Source organism: Haloarcula laminariae, from assembly GCF_025457605.1.
GTDB lineage: Archaea > Halobacteriota > Halobacteria > Halobacteriales > Haloarculaceae > Haloarcula > Haloarcula laminariae.
This window is the reverse complement of sequence record NZ_JAMZFY010000001.1, coordinates 684,263-701,174: the sequence shown is the minus strand read 5'-3', so window position 1 is coordinate 701,174 and position 16,912 is coordinate 684,263. Positions and strand designations below refer to the sequence as shown.

19 protein-coding genes and 1 tRNA gene are annotated in these 16,912 nt (G+C 67.5%); 8 read left to right on the top strand and 12 right to left on the bottom strand.

Annotation, left to right across the window (positions count from 1 at the left end; genetic code table 11):
* Positions 1-135: 135 nt before the first annotated feature.
* Positions 136-393 carry a HalOD1 output domain-containing protein gene (locus tag NJQ98_RS03615; RefSeq protein ID WP_262175785.1) on the bottom strand — a complete coding sequence of 86 codons (258 nt, stop codon included), beginning with the start codon at positions 391-393 and terminating at the stop codon, positions 136-138.
* Between the two features lie 211 nt (positions 394-604).
* On the opposite strand from NJQ98_RS03615, the gene NJQ98_RS03610 reads away from it, so the two are divergent.
* A complete protein-coding gene (locus tag NJQ98_RS03610; protein WP_262175782.1) occupies positions 605-1,651 on the top strand; it encodes a twin-arginine translocation signal domain-containing protein in 1,047 nt (348 codons plus the stop codon).
* On the opposite strand, the gene NJQ98_RS03605 is transcribed toward NJQ98_RS03610, so the two are convergent.
* Positions 1,648-2,127, bottom strand: a complete 480-nt coding sequence (locus tag NJQ98_RS03605; RefSeq protein WP_262175780.1) for a DUF7984 family protein — start codon at positions 2,125-2,127, stop codon at positions 1,648-1,650. The two genes, NJQ98_RS03610 and NJQ98_RS03605, sit on opposite strands and share 4 nt — an antisense overlap.
* Positions 2,128-2,324: 197 nt before the next feature.
* Here NJQ98_RS03605 and NJQ98_RS03600 point away from each other — a divergent pair, with 197 nt between their 5' ends.
* The 3 genes from NJQ98_RS03600 (at position 2,325) to NJQ98_RS03590 (ending at position 6,078) form a co-directional block, all read left to right on the top strand.
* Entirely contained in the window at positions 2,325-4,229 is a 1,905-nt protein-coding gene (locus NJQ98_RS03600) for a beta-CASP ribonuclease aCPSF1 (RefSeq protein ID WP_262175777.1), read from the top strand.
* 234 nt (positions 4,230-4,463) lie between these two features.
* Positions 4,464-4,880 carry a disulfide bond formation protein B gene (locus tag NJQ98_RS03595; protein WP_262175776.1) on the top strand — a complete coding sequence of 139 codons (417 nt, stop codon included), beginning with the start codon at positions 4,464-4,466 and terminating at the stop codon, positions 4,878-4,880.
* A 166-nt stretch (positions 4,881-5,046) separates the two neighbouring features.
* Positions 5,047-6,078 carry an aldo/keto reductase gene (locus NJQ98_RS03590; protein WP_262175774.1) on the top strand — a complete coding sequence of 344 codons (1,032 nt, stop codon included), beginning with the start codon at positions 5,047-5,049 and terminating at the stop codon, positions 6,076-6,078.
* Between the two features lies 1 nt (position 6,079).
* On the opposite strand, the gene NJQ98_RS03585 is transcribed toward NJQ98_RS03590, so the two are convergent.
* From NJQ98_RS03585 to NJQ98_RS03575, 3 genes are read right to left on the bottom strand one after another with little or no spacing between them, the layout of a single operon-like run.
* The gene (locus NJQ98_RS03585) at positions 6,080-6,886 is read right to left on the bottom strand and encodes an endonuclease III domain-containing protein (RefSeq protein ID WP_262175772.1); all 807 of its coding nucleotides are present in this window, start codon (positions 6,884-6,886) and stop codon (positions 6,080-6,082) included.
* A 34-nt stretch (positions 6,887-6,920) separates the two neighbouring features.
* Entirely contained in the window at positions 6,921-7,343 is a 423-nt protein-coding gene (locus NJQ98_RS03580; protein ID WP_262175769.1) for a DUF371 domain-containing protein, read from the bottom strand.
* A 25-nt stretch (positions 7,344-7,368) separates the two neighbouring features.
* Positions 7,369-7,536, bottom strand: coding sequence for a hypothetical protein (locus NJQ98_RS03575; RefSeq protein ID WP_262175768.1), 168 nt, complete (start codon positions 7,534-7,536; stop codon positions 7,369-7,371).
* 143 nt (positions 7,537-7,679) lie between these two features.
* Here NJQ98_RS03575 and NJQ98_RS03570 point away from each other — a divergent pair, with 143 nt between their 5' ends.
* The 3 genes from NJQ98_RS03570 (at position 7,680) to NJQ98_RS03560 (ending at position 11,381) form a co-directional block, all read left to right on the top strand.
* On the top strand, positions 7,680-9,488 hold the full coding sequence (locus NJQ98_RS03570; protein ID WP_262175766.1) for a glycoside hydrolase family 2 protein: 1,809 nt from the start codon (positions 7,680-7,682) through the stop codon (positions 9,486-9,488).
* A 246-nt stretch (positions 9,489-9,734) separates the two neighbouring features.
* Positions 9,735-10,625 (top strand): coiled-coil protein, encoded by an 891-nt coding sequence (locus NJQ98_RS03565; protein WP_262175765.1) that lies wholly within the window; start codon positions 9,735-9,737, stop codon positions 10,623-10,625.
* Positions 10,626-10,664: 39 nt separating this feature from the next.
* On the top strand, positions 10,665-11,381 hold the full coding sequence (locus tag NJQ98_RS03560) for a LysE family translocator (RefSeq protein ID WP_262175763.1): 717 nt from the start codon (positions 10,665-10,667) through the stop codon (positions 11,379-11,381).
* On the opposite strand, the gene NJQ98_RS03555 is transcribed toward NJQ98_RS03560, so the two are convergent.
* Complete coding sequence (locus NJQ98_RS03555) at positions 11,378-12,094, bottom strand: HD domain-containing protein (RefSeq protein WP_262175762.1); 717 nt, start codon at positions 12,092-12,094, stop codon at positions 11,378-11,380. The two genes, NJQ98_RS03560 and NJQ98_RS03555, sit on opposite strands and share 4 nt — an antisense overlap.
* A 431-nt stretch (positions 12,095-12,525) precedes the next feature.
* On the opposite strand from NJQ98_RS03555, the gene NJQ98_RS03550 reads away from it, so the two are divergent.
* Positions 12,526-13,254, top strand: coding sequence for a GNAT family N-acetyltransferase (locus NJQ98_RS03550; RefSeq protein ID WP_262175758.1), 729 nt, complete (start codon positions 12,526-12,528; stop codon positions 13,252-13,254).
* Positions 13,255-13,380: 126 nt separating this feature from the next.
* Here NJQ98_RS03550 and NJQ98_RS03545 read toward each other — a convergent pair.
* From NJQ98_RS03545 to NJQ98_RS03520, 6 genes are all read right to left on the bottom strand, one after another.
* Positions 13,381-13,453, bottom strand: a tRNA-Gln gene (locus NJQ98_RS03545).
* Between the two features lie 50 nt (positions 13,454-13,503).
* On the bottom strand, positions 13,504-13,938 hold the full coding sequence (locus NJQ98_RS03540) for a metal-dependent transcriptional regulator (RefSeq protein ID WP_262175755.1): 435 nt from the start codon (positions 13,936-13,938) through the stop codon (positions 13,504-13,506).
* A complete protein-coding gene (locus NJQ98_RS03535) occupies positions 13,935-14,417 on the bottom strand; it encodes a ferritin-like domain-containing protein (protein WP_262175751.1) in 483 nt (160 codons plus the stop codon). The genes NJQ98_RS03540 and NJQ98_RS03535 overlap by 4 nt, the downstream gene beginning before the upstream one ends.
* A 171-nt stretch (positions 14,418-14,588) precedes the next feature.
* On the bottom strand, positions 14,589-15,479 hold the full coding sequence (locus tag NJQ98_RS03530; RefSeq protein WP_262175747.1) for a hypothetical protein: 891 nt from the start codon (positions 15,477-15,479) through the stop codon (positions 14,589-14,591).
* The gene (locus tag NJQ98_RS03525; RefSeq protein ID WP_262175743.1) at positions 15,476-15,928 is read right to left on the bottom strand and encodes an ArsR/SmtB family transcription factor; all 453 of its coding nucleotides are present in this window, start codon (positions 15,926-15,928) and stop codon (positions 15,476-15,478) included. The genes NJQ98_RS03530 and NJQ98_RS03525 overlap by 4 nt, the downstream gene beginning before the upstream one ends.
* Positions 15,929-15,997: 69 nt before the next feature.
* Positions 15,998-16,807 carry a DUF7847 domain-containing protein gene (locus NJQ98_RS03520; protein ID WP_262175738.1) on the bottom strand — a complete coding sequence of 270 codons (810 nt, stop codon included), beginning with the start codon at positions 16,805-16,807 and terminating at the stop codon, positions 15,998-16,000.
* Positions 16,808-16,912 lie beyond the last annotated feature (105 nt).

Below are 16,912 nucleotides of genomic sequence, written 5' to 3'. Positions count from 1 at the left end.
CGGACGGCGTGGCGGTCCGCGTCTCGGTCACGCCGTCGGTCGGCCCGGTCTCGCCGTGTGCTGTCCCGTCGCCTTCCGGGCCAATCTGTAGGTACATCGCTACTGTAGCGGCGGAGGGGAGCGCTGCCGGACCGGTTACGATGACACCTGACTGGTTTCGGCCGCTTCAACGACAATCCGCTCGCCGTTCTCGATGGTGACGTACGAGTCACTGAAGGCAAAGAAGACGGTGCAACTGCGGTCGCCGCCGGTCTCGAAAAGCGTGTCCAGCGCGTCGGCGTCTAGGGTGTCGTGTAGCGGCGGCAGGGCGGTCGGGTCACAGTTCTCGAAGGAACTCACCGCTTCAGCGACTGCGACAGTCATCGGCGTGTCTGGGTGTCTCGTGTGGTCCATTGTTACGCTCACCCCCCTGATTGCCAATAAATAAATCGGTTGCAGATGATATATCCAATCGCTTATTGTTTTGTTTCGGGGTCCCCCGTCATCGGGGCCACAGCACTGACGAGAGAGGGCCGACTGGCCGAAACGACTGGTCCGCACAGCCGACCGGACTGTTCGCCAGCCGTACCAGAACCGTCTTTGAGTAACGACCGCTAGGCCGGGTATGAACCGCCGTCGTTTCCTCGCGAGCGCTGGGGTGGCAGGGGCATCGATACTCGCCGGCTGTGGCTCCGTCGAGAACCAGTCGACTCGGTCGCCGCCGCTGGTCGAGAACCGGCCCGACGCGACGTACTACCCCACCCACAAGGAGGGAATGAAGATGATAGGCGTGGGCGACGCCGGCGACTACAAGGTCGGGCTGACCTACTCCTACCCGCACCGGTTCTGGACGGTGACCGGCACGACCGCAGAGCAAGTCACGATTCAGGACGACGACAGCGTCCACCTGATGGCGTCCGTGTGGGACCCCGACACGATGACGGTGCTTCCGATTCAGTCGGGCGTCTCCATCACGGTCAGCTCGGACGGCGAGACGGTCGCCGACAAGCAGCCCTGGCCGATGGTCTCACAGAACATGGGATTCCACTACGGCGACAACTACCAGCTGGACGGCGAGGGCGTCTACGAGATGACCGTCCGCGTCGACGGGATGACCGAGCGCCGGCTGGGCGGGTTCGCCGACCGGTTCGGGGACGCCGGCGAGATGACCACCAACTTCGAGTTCTCCCGCTCGGCGCGGGACGACATCGCCTTTACCGAATACCCCGACCAGCAGGGTAGCCGCGCCGCGCTCGACCTGATGAAGATGGAGATGATGCCTACCTCGCAGGTCCCCGCCCCCGACGACCTGCCCGGGGAGCTACTGGGCACCGGGAAGGGCAGCGACGAGGTGTACGCGGCGACGTGGCTCTCGGAGGCCCCGTTCCTCGACTCGGGGCAGTCGTACCTGGCCGTCTCGGTCCGCACGCCGTACAACCGCGTCCCGCTGCCGATGATGAGCATCGACGGGGCGGTCGACATCGGCGGCGAGACCGCCTACGACGACAGCCTCTCGGCCGCGGTCCACCCCGACATCGGCTACCACTACGGCGCCGTAGTCGAGGCGACCGGCGACCCCTCCGTCACCGTCGAGACCGTCGGCCCGTCGCAGGTCTCCCGCCACGAGGGGTACGAGACGGCGTTCCTGGGGACGCCGACCATCGAGTTCTAGACGGAAAACGGGCTCTCACCCTCCGTCCAGGGCCACCCCGGCAGCCGGGTCTGGATACCCGCCGCTATCGCCGCGTCGAGGTCGTCCGCGCCGGCGGCGTCGCCGGGGTCCCCGTGCGTTCGCACGTCCGCGACGTGGAACGTCGCCTCCGCGAGCAGTCGCAACGGCTGGTCGCCGGCGAGCATCGCGGCCAGCTCACGACCCAGGAGCTCGTCCACCACAAAGCCCGGATAATCGCCCTCGACGTCGAGGTCCCGCAGGAGCCTGACCAGGGCCGCCACGTTCACCGCCCTATCCCCGTCGGCGAAGACGGCATCGACGGCCTCGCGGTAGTCCGCCCCGTCGATGCGTGCCACGTCGGCGCCGAACTGCTCGCCCAGGTGGGCCCGCGTCTCGTTGACCAGCGGGACCGCCACGTCGGCCCGCCCGCGGACCCACTCGTACTCGTCGGCCACCACGGCTGGTGTCACGCGCATAGCCCGACATCGCGGGGCGCGAACTTCGGTGTGGCGCCGCGGAAAGTGCGAAGACTTTAATAATTCAACAGTGGAAGCTACTGGCACGTTCGGTTTTCCGGGCAGTACCGTCGGCGACGCGCTCGCCACTGGGGCATTTCGGTCCGGGCCGACCCGCGACGGCGGCGGCCGACACAGGCCGGCGTCGGTTCTACACTATGAGCACGGTAGACAAGCAACTCGAAGACGTCCGCGAAACGATAGACGAAGAGGTTCCGAGAGGCATTACGGTCTCCGATGTGACCTACGAGGGGCCGGAGCTGGTCATCTACACCCGCGACCCGAAGGAGTTCGCCGCCGACAGCGACCTCGTCCGGCGGCTGGCCTCCAAACTCCGGAAGCGCATCACCGTCCGGCCTGACCCGGACGTGCTGACGCCGCCGGAGGCGGCGGAGGCGGAGATACGCGACCTCGTCCCCGAGGACGCCTCGGTGAGCGACATCCAGTTTCTCGCCGACACCGGCGAGGTCGTCATCCGCGCCAAGAAGCCGGGGCAGGTCATCGGCCGGCGCGGCGAGACGCTACGGGAGATAACCAAAGCCACCGGCTGGACGCCGGAGGTGGAACGGACGCCGTCCATCGACTCGCCGGCGGTCGCCAACGTCCGCACGTTCCTGACACAGGAGCGGGACGACCGCCGCGATATCCTGGAGCGCGTCGGTCGCCAGATTCACCGCGACCCCATGTCGAGCGAGGAGTGGGTCCGCGTCACCACCCTGGGCGGCTGCAAGGAGGTCGGACGGGCGGCCTACATCATCTCGACAGCGGACACGCGCATCCTCGTCGACTGCGGCGACAAACCCGGCGAACGGGCCGAGCGGCCGTACTTGGACGTTCCCGAGGCCATCGGGTCCGGGGCGACCTCGCTCGACGCCGTGGTGCTGACACACGCCCACCTGGACCACGCCGCGCTGGTCCCGCTGCTGTACGAGAACGGGTACGACGGCCCCATCTACTGCACCGAACCCACGCGGGACCTGCTGGGGCTGTTGACGCTCGACTACATCGATTCGGCGACGCGGACGGGGCAGCGACAGCCCTACGGCGCCGGGATGGTCCGCGAGGCGGTCAAACACTGTATCCCGCTGGAGTACGGCGACGTGACCGACATCGCGCCCGACGTGAAGCTGACGCTGCACAACGCCGGCCACGTGCTGGGCAGTTCGGTCGTCCACTTCCACATCGGCGACGGACTGTACAACGTCGCCTTCTCCGGCGACATCCGCTACGACAGCAGCCGGCTGCTCGACGGCGCGGTGAACGAGTTCCCCCGGGTCGAGACGCTGGTCCTGGAGTCGACCTACGGCGGCCGGAACGACTACCAGACCGACCGGGACGACTCCGAGCGCAAGCTCACCGAGCGCCTGCAAAGCGCCGCGGAGAACGACGCGACCGTGCTGATACCGACCGACGCCGTCGGCCGGCCCCAGGAGCTGCTGGTCGTCCTCGAAGCGCTCATGTCGTCGGGCGAGGTCCCCGAGATGCCGGTCTACCTCGACGAGATGATATGGGAGGCCACGGCCGTCCACACCAGCTACCCCGAGTTCCTCCGGGACGACATGGCGAGCCGGCTCCAGGCCGACGACGAGAACCCGTTCCTGGCCGACCAGTTCACGCCGGTCGGGGACGACGAGAAGCGGCGCGAGCTGGCCGAGCGCGACGAGGCCAGCGTCGTCCTCTCGACGCCCGGCACGTGTACGCCCGGGCCGGTCCGAACCTGGCTCGAAGCGCTGGCTCCCGACCCCGACAACGCGCTCGTGTTCGTCGAAAAGCAGGCCCGCGGGACGCTCGGCAACCGCATCCAGGGCGGCACCGACTCGGTCACCCTCGACGGCGAGACGGTTCCCCTGGAGCTACGGGTCGATACCATCGACGGCTTCTCGGGCCACGCCGACCGGCAGGGCCTTGAGAACTTCGTGAAGACGATGCACCCGCGTCCGGAGAAGGTCCTCTGTGTCGACGGCGACCGGTCGGCCACGCAGGACCTCTCCTCGTCGCTGTATCACGACTACAACCTCCGGACGTTCACCCCCGAGAACCTGGAGACGTTCCGTTTCATATAGTACCGTTTTCCGCTTCGGGTTTCCTCGGCCGCCGAAGCGGCCTGCGGGAACCTCTCGGCGCAAAACTCTACGCTAAAAAGGCCGGAACCTCGCTTCGCTCGATTCCGGTGCAACCGCTCGCTCCGCTCGCGGTATGCGCATGCCTGCCCTCCCCCGTCTGCCAGCGACGGAGCGCTGGCACGGCCATCGCGCCAGGCGGAACGCTTTTTCCGGTAGGGCAAGCCACGTCAGACGATGGACAGACGGGAACTGCGGGAAACAGACACGCGGACGCTGCTGGGCGCGGCGACGCTGGTCGCGCTCGTCGCGACGGCGGGGAGCCTCTTCCTGTCGCTGGGGCTCGGGCTGGAGCCCTGTCGGCTCTGCTGGTACCAGCGAATCCTGATGTACCCGCTGGTGGTCGTGCTGGGCGTCGCAGCCGTCGAGCGGCGGGCGGCCGTCGCGTGGACGGCGCTTCCCCTGACAGCGCTCGGTACGGCGATTGCGGCGTATCACTCCTGGCTACAGGCGACGCAGGTGGCCTGTGGCGTGGGTGCCGTCAGCTGTGCGCGGGTGCAGTACCGAATCGCGGGGCTGACGGTGCCGAACCTCTCACTCATCGCCTTCCTCCTCGTGAGCGGGGCCGTCCTGCTGGCGTGGCGGTGGGACTGATACCGGCGGCTGTAACAGACTGACGGAATTCGCCACCGCGACTATCGGTGCGAACGCACAGCTACCAGTATGGGACGCGAAGCGCCGGCCGCGCCCACCGGGGACAGTGGGGGACTCGATTGCGGCTACACCACTATTTTTCACCGTCGGCCGACTGTGCGCCGCTATGGAGTACACACGACTCGGTTCGACCGGGACGACGGTGTCACAGCTCTGTTACGGGACGTGGCGCTTCGGCCGGGAGACCGGCGGCGTCGTCGAGACCGACCGTGAGCAGGCCCACGAGCTGCTGGACGCGGCCTGGGAGCGGGGCATCAACTTCTTCGACACGGCGAACGTCTACGGGACGCCGAACGGCAAGTCCGAGCGCTACATCGGCGAGTGGCTCGACGACCGCGACCGCGAGGACGTCGTCATCGCCTCGAAGGTGTACTTCCCCTTCGACGGCTGGGGCGAGCCCGGCCCGAACGACTCCGGGCTCGGTCGCAAGCACATCCGCGCCCAGATAGAGGGGACCCTCGACCGGCTGGACACGGACTATCTCGACCTGTACTACATCCACCGCTGGGACGAGGAGAGCGACATCGTCGAGACGCTGCGGACGCTGAACGACCTCGTCCGCGAGGGGAAGGTCCACTATCTCGGCGCGTCGACGATGGCCGCCTGGCAGCTGACGAAGGCCCTCTGGAAGAGCGACGTGGAGGACCTGGCTCGCTTCGAGGTGACCCAGCCCCTGTTCCACGCCGGCTACCGCGACGACATCAAGGACTACCTCGACGTCGCCGCCGACCAGGACATGGCCGTCTGTCCGTATTCGCCGCTTGCTGGCGGCTTTCTCACCGGCAAGTACGAGCGCACCGACGACGACGACCCGACGAAGTTCGAGGGGCCCGAGGGCGCGCGCGGCTCCCTGTCGGACCGCTTCGAGGACTTCTACCTCTCCGAACGCGGCTGGCACGTCCTGGACGAGCTCCGCGACGTGGCCGACGAACTCGACGCGACGACGCCGCAGGTCGCCCTGCGCTGGCTCATCGAACAGCCCGACATCACCTGTATCCCCATCGTCGGGGCCCGCACCGTCGACCAGCTAGACGAGAACGTCGGGGCGGCCGACATCTCGCTGTCGGACGACCAGTTCAACCGCATCGTCTCCGCCCGCTACGCCGACGACGGCGAGCGGTGGGGCCACCGGGAGTGACTCAGTCCGCCGCCGACGGGTCGACGACCTCGCCGCTGGCTGGATAGACGCCGACCTGGTCACAGCGGTCGGCCAGCGGGCAGGCCTCGGGGTCGTCCAGACAGGCCGGCTTACGGGCCTTGCAGTACTCGCGGCCGAACTGTATCATCGCCGTGTGGCCGAAGCCACACTTCTCGCCGGGCACGTCCCGCTCGATGTACTCCCGGACCGTCTCGTGGTCGGCGTCGGCGGGGGCCAGCCCCATCCGGCGGGCGATGCGGTGGACGTGCGTGTCCACCGGGAAGACGCCGCCGCGGCCGCCGGCAAAGAGGAGCACACAGTCCGCCGTCTTGGGGCCGACGCCGTTCATCTCCAGGAGACGGTCCCGGACGATGTCGGCGTCCTCGTCCCGGACGAACTCGTCGAACCCCGCCTCGCCGCCGAACTCCTCGCGTACCACCCCGGCGATAGCGATGATTCGCTCGGACTTCTGGTTGTACAGCCCCGCCGACTGGATGGTCTCGGCGAGGGTCTGCTGGTCGGCCTCGGCGAGGGCGTCGACGAGGTCGGCGCTGTCGCCGCTGTACCGGTCCACCAGCGCGTCGTGGGCCGGCTGACTGGCCGTGTCGGAGGTGTTCTGGCTGAGTATCGTCCGGACGAGACACTCGAAGGCGTCCCGGCCGCCGTAGGTCTTGGTCCAGTACAGCTCCCCGAGGCGGTCGACGACGGCCTCGGCCCGCGTCCCCGCGGTGGCCGGGTCGAACCGGGCCTCGTTCCCCCCGCCAGCGTCGCCGCCGCTGATGTTTTTCGTCGGCTCCCGGTCGGTCATACGGGCGGATGGGACGCGACGGGCAAAAATACACTCACTGCTCGACGGAAAGCGTCAGCGTCAGGTCGGCGCCGTCCGCGAGCGCCGCCACGAGGTCGCGGTCGACGTCGCCGGCGGCGGCGTCGGCGCCGACCATAACCGTCCGGTCGTCGACGTAGTCGCTGGTCCGCAGGACGTGGCTCCGCTCGTTCTCGAAGGAGAGGTCGGGATGGCCCGACCCCTCGACGACGGCCCGGTGCCCGCCGGCGTCGAGTGTCGCCGTGATTGTCGCGTCGGCCGACCGGCAGGCCTCGGTGAACTCGTCGTCGAGGTCGGCGGGGACGGTGTCGGCCTCGACGCCGAGGATGCAGTCGCCGGCGGGCGTCAGGAAGTCGTCGCTGGTGACCTCCAGCGTGCTGGCGTGTTCGGCCGTGACGTTCTCGTGGCCCTCTGCGGTGATGACTACGTCGCGTTCCATACCGCTGGTTTCCGGCGGCCGTATTTCAACGGGACGACTCCGGCCGGGCGACGGTTATCGTCACCGCGCCACAGGGACACTCGTAGGCCTCCCGCCGGCCGGCGTCGGTCTCGAACACGAGCTGTGGCTCGGTCAACGCCCGGTCGCAGCCGTCGGCGTCGCAGGCGTTCGCCCCGCGGAGGTCCTGAATCATACGACGGGATAGGGGTCGATACCACCTTAATCCAAGCCATCCCCGGAGTGAAAGTGAAAGTAACAGCCGGCGGGCCGGTCCCCGCGCTGTGTCGGCGCCGGGTGGGGGTAAAGGATATGCGCCCGGGGGACGGGCCACAAGATATGTCGCTTTCGTGGCGTGGCGCGGCAGTGCGGCCGGACGACGGGAAGCCGTCCCCCGAGACCTGGGAGGCGGTGGCGGTCCCGGGCCGGCCGGCGCAGTTCGCCGGCGCCGACGCCGTCGCCTACGAGACCACCGTTGCGGACCCGCGGACGGGGGCAGACGAGCACGCGGTGCTCGTCCTCGAGGGGGCGTACGCCCACACGCGGGTCTGGTGTAACGGCGAGCTGCTCGCCGAGTCCGACAGCTACGTCACGCCGCTTCGGGTCCGACTGCCCGAGGCCGAGGAGTACCGGCTCATAGTCGAGTGTCGGGCCCCGGAGGACCGCTTTGGCGGCCTCCACGACACCGACCGGCTCCCGCCGGAGCGGTGTGTCCCCGGCATCTGGTGGGACGCGTCGCTGGAGACGTATCCGGACCCCTACGTCCACGCGATAGAGGCACGACCGCGACGGACCGAGGCGGGAGCGGCGGTCGATGTCACCGCCGACGTGGTCACGAGCGAGCCCGTCGACGAGCGGCTCACGTTCTCCGTCCGCCCCGCGGGACAGGCCCGGGGCGGCGGGATGATGGACCGCGCCCGCGTCGAGAGCGGGCCGGGCTCGACCGTCGTGCCCCACACTATCGACGTGCGCGACCCGTCGCTGTGGTGGCCCCACGACCGCGGGAGCCAGCCCCGGTACGTGATTCGGGCGAAGCTCGGCGACGCCGAGCGCTCGCTGACGACGGGACTGCGCTCGGTGGGCTACGACGACGGGCTCTCCGTCAACGGCGAACGGGTCCGCGCCCGCGGCGTGACGCTGCTCGACCCGACCGTTGACGACGTCGAGCGGGCCGTCGCGGCGAACGCGAACCTCGTCCGCGTGCGAGCGCAGGGCGTCCCGCCGGCGGTCGCCGAGGCCTGTGACGAACTCGGCGTGCTCCTCTGGCAGGACCTCCCGCTCACGGGGCCCGGCGGCTTCGACATGGACCGGGGCCGCGAGCTGGCCGAGTCGGTCACCACCGCCGTCGGCCACCACCCCAGCCTGGCCTGCGTCGCGGTACACGACGAACCCGTTGCCCCATACGCCGACGGGCTGGGGTCGGGCACGCTCGACCGGCTCCGCTATCGCTACCGGGCCTGGCGGGCCAGCTACAACGAGGCGCCCGCCGAGGCGGTGGCCGAGCGGGTCGAGGGCGTGCCGGCCGTCCCGGTCGTCGGCCCGCCGGGTATCGACCCCGACGCGGTCACGCTGTATCCCGGCTGGCGCTACGGGTCGGTCGGCGACCTGGCGTGGCTCTGTGACCACTACGGCGTCGGCGACGTGGTCGCGGGCTTCGGCGCCGGTACAGCCGGAGGTGGTGACTCGACTGACGACCCCGGGCCCGACGCGCCCGACTCACAGGCGCGCCAGGCCCAAGTCGTCCAGGCCGTCGGCGAGGGGCTTCGACGGCGCGGGAGCGAGGTCGTCGTGCTGGACAGTCTCCGGGACGCCGGGGACGGCGGGACGGGCGTGGTCGCCGAGGACGGGACCGAAAAGGCGGCCTACGGGACGCTGACCGACAGCTACCAACCCACCCAGGTGTTCCTCTCGGACCCGACGCCGGGCCGGAGCGACATCGTCGTCTGCCACGACCGGCCCTCGGGGGCGACCATCACCGTCGAGTGGGACCACAACGGGCAGCGCCACCAGGAGGAGCGAGCCGTCGAGGGCTTTGGTCGAGCCACGGTCGGGGCGGTGACACTCGCGGCCGGCGACGAGCTGACGCTGGCCGCCGCCGTCGAGGGCCGGGCGGTGAAAAACGAGTACCGCATCGGCGAGGATATATAACTGAACTCGAATCCGTGTTATTCCGCCACGTGCCCGTAGACGGGTGTGTGAGGGGGCGCCACGGTATTCGTTGTACCGCAATATTTAAACCCTGTCCGCCGGTAGATGTTGGTACCAGAACGCTTTCGCGTTCAGGCAGTATCGCTCCGCGCCCAACATGAGAGGGAACCCTTGTTATTGGTGCCAGCCCCTCCATAGCGATATCCTCGCCTGTCCGAGAGCGGTGATGGCATAGAGGTTTCAACAATGGCAGACTCGATAGACGAATCAAAGAACGTTGCAGTAACAGAAGAGGACCTAGAGAACAAATCGAAGGGCGAGCTCATCAAACTCGCCGGGCAGCTCCGCGACCGGCGCAACGAGCTCAACCAGATGGCCTCCGAGCGGGCCAGCGCCCGCGACGACCTGAACGCGAAGACTCGCGAGAAGGTCGACGAGGCCCAGGAACACCGCGAGAAGCGCGACGAGCTCAACGAGCAGGTCCAGGAGCACAAGGACCAGCGAAACGAGCTCAACGCCGAGGCCAACGAGCTGTTCGACAAGGTCGACAAGGTCAAGAACGACCTCGAACTCGACGAGGGCAAGTCCGTCGACGAGCTCACCGAGGAGATAGAGGACCTCGAATTCAAACAGCAGACCGAGGTGCTCTCCTCCGAGGACGAGAAAGAGCTCATCGAGAAAATCGAGGACAAGCGCGAGAAGCTCCAGAGCAAGAAGGAGAAGCTCGACCAGAGCGGCGACCTCGAAGGGCTCAAGGAGGAGGCCGAAGAGGTCCGCTCCGAGGCGTCCAAACACCACCAGAAGGTCACGGAGCTGGCCGACGAGGCCCAGAAACACCACAACGAGATGATCGAGGCCTACCGGGAGGCCGACGAGATCCGTGACGAGGCCGACGAGAAACACGAGGAGTTCGTCGAGGCCCAGGAAGCGGCCGACCAGCACCACGAGGACTTCGTCCGCGTCCAGAAGCGCCTGCGCGAACTCGACAAGAAAGAGGAGCAGGAAGAGCGCAGCCAGCGCGAGGAGAAACAGGAGGCCGCCCGCGAGGAGGCCGAGGAAATCTACCAGAAGTTCAAGGAAGGCGAGACCCTCGACACCGAGGACCTGATGAAGCTGCAGAAGGCCGGCAAGCTGTAATCGGCGGTTCTTTCTCTCTCCGTTTTTCACACCCCATAGATGCATCCCTCTCCGCTCTTCCAGTCTACGGGACCGCTCGACCTCCTCCCGACAGTGCTGGGCGGCGTCGTCTTCGGTCTCGCGCTGGCCGCGCCGCCGGGCCCGATGAACGCCGTCATCGCCGAGGAGAGCGCGCTCCGCGGGTGGCGCGCGGGGCTGTTTGCGGGCCTCGGTGCGATGGTCGCGGACCTGTGTTTCCTGGCGCTCTCGCTTTTCGGCGTCGCGGCGGTCGTCACCGAGACGCCCGGCCTCCAGCGGCTCATGGTGGGCGCCGGCGGGCTCCTGATGTGCTGGTTCGCCTACGGCGCAGTCGAGGACGCGACCGCCCTGTCGTCGGTTGACGGCGACGCGCCGACCGACGCCGACGAGAGCCGCGGCTTCCGGAAGGCGCTGGTGCTGGCGCTCACCAACCCCTACCAGGTGGTGTTCTGGCTCACGGTCGGTGTCGGCCTCCTCCGGCCCGGGACGGTCGACGTCCTCTCGCAGGTCCCCGGCGTCGGGAGCGAACTGGCGGGGCTGTTCGTGGTTCGGACCGGCCATCCGGCCCTGCTCGCGGGGCTGTTCGGCGGTATCGCGGTGTGGATAATGGCGTTTCCGGCGGCTATCGTCGCGGCGCGGCGGCGCGTCGAACGGTTAGCGCCGACGGTCGCGTGGGCCAGCGCCGCCATCCTGGCCGTCTCCGGCCTGCTCTTTCTCCGGCAAGCGGTGGTCGGCTAGGAGTCGCCCATCCCGGTCGCGACGTCGTCGAGGCTCTCTTCGGCCTCCATCTCGGCGACCTCCATCTCCAGCCACTCCTGGAACCACCGGGTTCGTTTGAGCCGCTGGTGGACGAGCGACTCGGCGGTGTCGCTCTCGACGCGCTCGCTGGCGTCCTCGCCGCGCTCGATGACGCGGTCGACCATCTCCGCGGCGTCCATGTGCGTCCGTGATTCGTAGCCCATCCGCAGCAACATCAGCGCCGTTCCGTTGGCACCGACCTTGTCGAGGATGTCCGCCTCGATGAGACACTGCGTCTCCAGGGAGAGGTCCGAGAGGTCCCCCTGGTAGGAGTGTTCCTCGACCGACCGGCACACCTGGTCGACGAACGACTCGGGGTAGTCACCGTGGGCTTCGAGATACTCCCGAGCGATGCGGGCGCCGGCTTCGGCGTGGACGTCCTGTTCGGCCTCTAGCTTCGCGATGTCGTGGAACAGAGCCGCCACACGGGTGACGTCGACGTTTGCCCCCTCGCGCTCGGCGATAGTCGTCGAGATGTCGACGACGTTGAGGATGTGGTTGAACCGATACTCCGCGGAGTGCCAGGGGTACCAGCGCATCCGGCCGCCCTCCTCCTCGTTCTCGACACTGGCAGCCAGGTAGTCGTGGACGAACTCCCGCATCGCGTCGAAGGTCTCGTCCGAGACTGGTGACTCCCTAATCTCGACGCCCACAGCGACACCTCCGGCGATAGGTTCCGGTATTCATCTTACAAATACGAAGGTCCGTTCGACTCTTTAGCGTTACGACACCCTCAGCGGTCACGAATACATACTGACTGGCGGAAAACAGCGGTGCCGAGAGTGGCGGTATGGTTGAGCGAGCGCCCATCGCGAGCGGGGACCGGAACCGGTCCGGCGGCGCGTGGGACGCTAAGGGGCCATCTCGGCGGGCAGCCGGCAGGCATCGGCCGGCGAGACACGACTCCCTAGTTCAGACAGTTATCCTCTCCATCTGTGTGTGATAATCAACCTCCATGTGTAATTGTAGCTCATGCGTCCAGGAGTATAAGTGTTTCTTCGAAATAACTCAGGCCCGATAGTTTCGTCGGACCGACCGGTCAACTGGACTGTGGGTTTATGTCCGTTCGTGATGACAGGGACGTATGGAGTTCCGCCGCGCCAGACCGGCCGACGGTCCCGCCATCCGGGACGTCGCGCGCCGGTCGCTTGGGGCATCGTACTCGCTGGGACCGCAGGCAATCACCAGCGCTATCGAGGAGTGGTACGACGAGGACCGACTAGCGACGATGCTTTCCGACCCCGACCACGTGTTGCTCGTCGCCGACGACGCGGGTCAGGTGGTCGCCTTCTCGGAGAGTCTCGTCGCCACGGCCAACACGGCCACACTGCTGTGGCTCCACGTCGACCCCACCCGCCGCGGCGAGGGCATCGCCACCGACCTGTTCGAGGCGACCCGCGGGGCGCTGGAGCAACTCGACGTGATGAACCTCCGCGGACGGGTGCTGGCCGAGAACACCGGCGGGAACGAGTTCTACGGACAGCGGGGGTTCCACCAGGTCGGCACCGACACCGTCGAAATCGACGGGGAGAGCTACGTCGAGAACATCTACGCCGAGTCCGAGCGGTGGGGCCGTGAAGCCATCGAGGCCCCCGACAGCCGCACGGTCTACGTCGACCACGACAACCACGAACGCGGCTCCAAGGCCACCTTCCACGTGGTCTTCAGCGAACGCGAGGGCGACGACCGCTACGGGTACTTCTGTAGCAACTGCAACACGCTCGCTCTCGCCATGGATTCGATGGGGCGCATCGAGTGTGAGTCGTGTGGGAACGTTCGGAAACCGGTTCGGTGGGACGCGGCGTATATGTAGATTAAGCTGTCTTATCTCCGCTAGCAGTGAGAATTATCGGTTAGAAGGGTGAAATTCCAGGATAGAGATATTGTGATTTTCCAATAGTCTCGGGCTATTCGCTCTTCACGTACGTTCGTCGCAGAATAGTCCCGGGCGGATTCGAACCGCCGTCATGGGCTCCAAAGGCCCATATGATTGGCCACTACACCACGGGACTCCGAGCCGCGAATCTACAAACCGCTGGAGCGCACTTGAACGCTTCGAGAGTCAGTCGCTGCTCACTTCGGCTTCGACGTCGACGAGCCCGCAGACGTCGTCCTCGGCGTTGAAACAGTCGGGACACTGCGGTTCGCGGTCGATGATGGTGTCGAGCCGTTCGGCGACGGTCTCGTCGATGACCCCCTCCAGCGCCTTGGCTTCGGCCCGGAACTCCTCGACTTCCAGGACCTCGATGAGGAAGCGCTCGATGATACAGTAGTTCTGTAGGGCGTCTCGGGCCTGTGTGATGCCCTCGTCAGTGAGGTCGACGCCCTTGTACTTCTCGTGGTCCAGCAGGCCTCGGTCTTCGAGTTTGCCTATCATCTCGTTGGCGCTGGCGGGGCTCACGTCGAGGAGGTTCGCCACGTCGCCGGTCGACGCGGGCCCGTCGGCCTGTTGCTGGGTGAGATATATCGCCTTCAGATACTGCGCCTGCGTGTTCATTGTCGTGCCTCCATGAGTTCAGTCACGTCCTCGACGCCGTCGGCCTCTTCCTCGCGGATAGTCGTCAGGACGTCGAGTAGCTGCTCGCGGTCGATACTGAAGTCGGTCTCCGACGCCTCGATGGCGCCGATGAGGTCGTCGTAGAACTTGTAGGCCGTCTCCTCGTTGCAGAGCTGGTCGTACAGTACGCCGTCGAAGTCCTCGTCGGCCTCGTACTGCGCCTCGACGAGCGTCTGTATCTCCTCGAAGGGGACGGTCTCCGCGTCCAGTTCCTCGACGAGCGCCTCCAGGCGGCGACGGTGCTCGGCCGACTCCGCCGACGCCTCGTCGAGCAGGGCGTGAAGCTGTGCGTCGTCGTCGATGCGGGTCGCTGCCACGTGTTTGGTGGCTCTCGCTTCGATGACCTCCTCCAGGACGATACCTATCTGGAGCAGGCGGGCGAGCTGGTGGTCCGAAGCGAGCGGCTGTGTCAGACTCACCGGCCCACCTCCGGGCGACACGATACAATCATAGGCAATCGTCGGGGAGGACGGAACTTAAGCGGTTCCCTGTCCGGGCCCGCCTGTCGACCGCGGTTCGCCCGGAACGCTATCGCGACGGTCCGGCTGGCACCGACTCCCGGCCCCAGCACTGTACGACGAGCCCCCGTCTCAGCTGTCGACGATACTCTGCACGTAGAGATGGGCGGTGACGGCGAACCACAGCACCGCGCTCAGTTGGCCGAGCGCTCCCAGCGCCGTCTGGAGACCCGTAAGCAGCGTGCCGGGGTCACCGGAGAGCGACGGTGTGACGCCGTCGACGTAGCTAATCCCGAGAGTGACGACGACCGCGGCGACGAGCCTGAGTAGCTTCCTGCGGTAGGCCGTCGTCATCCCCCAGCTCACGCGGACGGCGTCGATTGGCCCGTACCGTCCGATGAGGCACGCCTCCAACGCGAACCAGCACTTGAACACCATCAACAGCAGGGGGGCCACCAGCACGACGACACTCGTCGCAATCACCGCGAAGAAGGCGGGCTGTCCGAGGCTCGGGAGGGCAGACTGTACGTCGGCGAGGAGCAGGACCCCGAACAGAACGGTGGTGACCACCGTCGAGAGCATCGAGAGCGCGAACACGAGTCCCAGAAGCACCGCGACCAGCAGGAGCGCCCGGCCGATGGCCCGCCGGCACCACGGCCACGGTGACAGCGTGCTCCCGGTGAGTTCCCGCGCGGCGAGCGTCGCCACGTACGCTCTGAGCCCCACGAAGAACCCGACAGTGACTACGAGCGAGAGCAGCGACACGACCGGCGTCGGGAGAACCCGGACGCCGACAGTGTCGACGAGCGTGCCCATCGTGACGAGGGCCGCGCCGAGGACGAGAACCGACGGATACGCTCGGCAGAGCCGCCAGCCCCACCGGACTGTATCGAACAGGCTCCGCCGGGTCGTCGCCGCGTCGACGTTCCGGCAGTCCAGACAGCTACAGCCGTCGGTCTCCGCGTCCCGCCGAATCGGGAGCCCGCCAGTTCCGGACGGACCCCGCCCGTCGCCGCCGGTCATTCGTCGCCGAACACCCACGAGCTCACTTCCCCGAGTGTCGCAAGCAGCGGGGAGAGGCCGGCGAACGACGCGAACGACTCGAAGGCGCGTTTCATCGCCGTCCGGTCGTCGCTCGTCCCCAGAAAGACCAGCGTCGGGTCCTCGGCGACGACGAACACGTCCATCTCGCGGCCCTTCTCCGAGTAGCAGGTGTCGACCACCTCGATGAGGCCGGCCTCCGACAGGTTTCCGAGGTGGTAGTGGACGTTCTGGACCGACATCTCCAGGCGCTCGGCGACAGTCGCGGGCGTCGCCGGCTCCTCGTTCAACAGGCGAAAGACCGCCTGCGCCGTCTCCGAGCCCAGCGCCGCGAACACCTCGCTGGTCTCCTCGTCGTCGATACACAGCACCGACGGCTCCTCGCTCCGTTCGACCGATGCGTCCGTCTCTGTCGGCAGAAGTCGTCCCATATGTAGGTAGCGTCGATATCCGTCGGCAGGTCGCCGGTATCACCGCTGTGTCGGCCCATCGACAAAACGTTACTGTGTGCCGACAGGCGAGTCGGGGTCGACACGTCCCGGCCCTCGGTCTCGCACCGGCAGCGTGCCCGTCAGTCGGAGGAAGTAGGCCACGTACACCGTGTAGCAGTACGTCAGCCCCACCACCGAAACGATGCCCACGACGGCGACGGTGGCCGGGAAAGCGACTGGGAGGCCGACGCCCCCCGAGTCGAGCAGCGGCCCGAGCGTGGGGACGAACTCGACGGCCAGCGCCCACAGCAGCGTGAAGCCGACGGTGCTGCCGAGGTTCCGGCGAACGAGCCCGCCGCTTCGCCGGAACGCATCCACCACGCCCCGGTCTTCGGCGACGATGGCGGGAGCGGAGAACTGCAGGAACAGGGGCGCCGCGGCGAGTGCGACCAGCGTGGCCACGAAGCTCACCGCGGCCCCCAGCCCCGCGCTCAGCGCTGCGACCTCGGTGAAGCCAGCGACCGCGACCAGGACGACCGGGACGAAGCCGACCGCCGTAGAGGCGGCCATCACCAGCCCGACGCCGAGGACGAACAGCACCGCCGCACCGACGAGCCGGAGGTAGTTCGCCGCGCCGGCCCGGAGGAACGAGCGCAGCGAGCACTCGCCGCCCCGAACCGCCGTGACTGCCGTCGCGAGGAAGCCCCCGAGTGCGAACGGGAGGGCGAGGGCCACCGCCAGGTCCGCGCCCGGTTCGGCGGTCCCCAGGTCCAGTGCGCCCACGAGCGAGAGCGCGACCAGCAGTCCGCCGGCGAGTAACAGCCCGGGAGTCGTTCTGAGCGCAGTCCAACCGTCGCGAAATGACTCGAACACGGCCATACGAGACGCTTCGAACGCTCCCCTATTGAGGCGGCCGGAGAATCAAAACGCGTTTTGATACATCAGAAACGCGGCGGTGACGGAGCCGTCGGAGACAGCTCCGGC

Bases quoted from the DNA above. Each gene is read 5' to 3' on its own strand.
- NJQ98_RS03520 (WP_262175738.1), bottom strand. From the start codon at position 16,807: ATGGCCGTGTTCGAGTCATTTCGCGACGGTTGGACTGCGCTCAGAACG.
- NJQ98_RS03590 (WP_262175774.1), top strand. From the start codon at position 5,047: ATGGAGTACACACGACTCGGTTCGACCGGGACGACGGTGTCACAGCTC.
- NJQ98_RS03585 (WP_262175772.1), bottom strand. From the start codon at position 6,886: ATGACCGACCGGGAGCCGACGAAAAACATCAGCGGCGGCGACGCTGGC.
- NJQ98_RS03605 (WP_262175780.1), bottom strand. From the start codon at position 2,127: ATGCGCGTGACACCAGCCGTGGTGGCCGACGAGTACGAGTGGGTCCGC.
- NJQ98_RS03540 (WP_262175755.1), bottom strand. From the start codon at position 13,938: ATGAACACGCAGGCGCAGTATCTGAAGGCGATATATCTCACCCAGCAA.
- NJQ98_RS03575 (WP_262175768.1), bottom strand. From the start codon at position 7,536: ATGATTCAGGACCTCCGCGGGGCGAACGCCTGCGACGCCGACGGCTGC.
- NJQ98_RS03610 (WP_262175782.1), top strand. From the start codon at position 605: ATGAACCGCCGTCGTTTCCTCGCGAGCGCTGGGGTGGCAGGGGCATCG.
- NJQ98_RS03525 (WP_262175743.1), bottom strand. From the start codon at position 15,928: ATGGGACGACTTCTGCCGACAGAGACGGACGCATCGGTCGAACGGAGC.
- NJQ98_RS03580 (WP_262175769.1), bottom strand. From the start codon at position 7,343: ATGGAACGCGACGTAGTCATCACCGCAGAGGGCCACGAGAACGTCACG.
- NJQ98_RS03530 (WP_262175747.1), bottom strand. From the start codon at position 15,479: ATGACCGGCGGCGACGGGCGGGGTCCGTCCGGAACTGGCGGGCTCCCG.
- NJQ98_RS03595 (WP_262175776.1), top strand. From the start codon at position 4,464: ATGGACAGACGGGAACTGCGGGAAACAGACACGCGGACGCTGCTGGGC.
- NJQ98_RS03565 (WP_262175765.1), top strand. From the start codon at position 9,735: ATGGCAGACTCGATAGACGAATCAAAGAACGTTGCAGTAACAGAAGAG.
- NJQ98_RS03550 (WP_262175758.1), top strand. From the start codon at position 12,526: ATGGAGTTCCGCCGCGCCAGACCGGCCGACGGTCCCGCCATCCGGGAC.
- NJQ98_RS03615 (WP_262175785.1), bottom strand. From the start codon at position 393: ATGGACCACACGAGACACCCAGACACGCCGATGACTGTCGCAGTCGCT.
- NJQ98_RS03600 (WP_262175777.1), top strand. From the start codon at position 2,325: ATGAGCACGGTAGACAAGCAACTCGAAGACGTCCGCGAAACGATAGAC.
- NJQ98_RS03560 (WP_262175763.1), top strand. From the start codon at position 10,665: ATGCATCCCTCTCCGCTCTTCCAGTCTACGGGACCGCTCGACCTCCTC.
- NJQ98_RS03570 (WP_262175766.1), top strand. From the start codon at position 7,680: ATGTCGCTTTCGTGGCGTGGCGCGGCAGTGCGGCCGGACGACGGGAAG.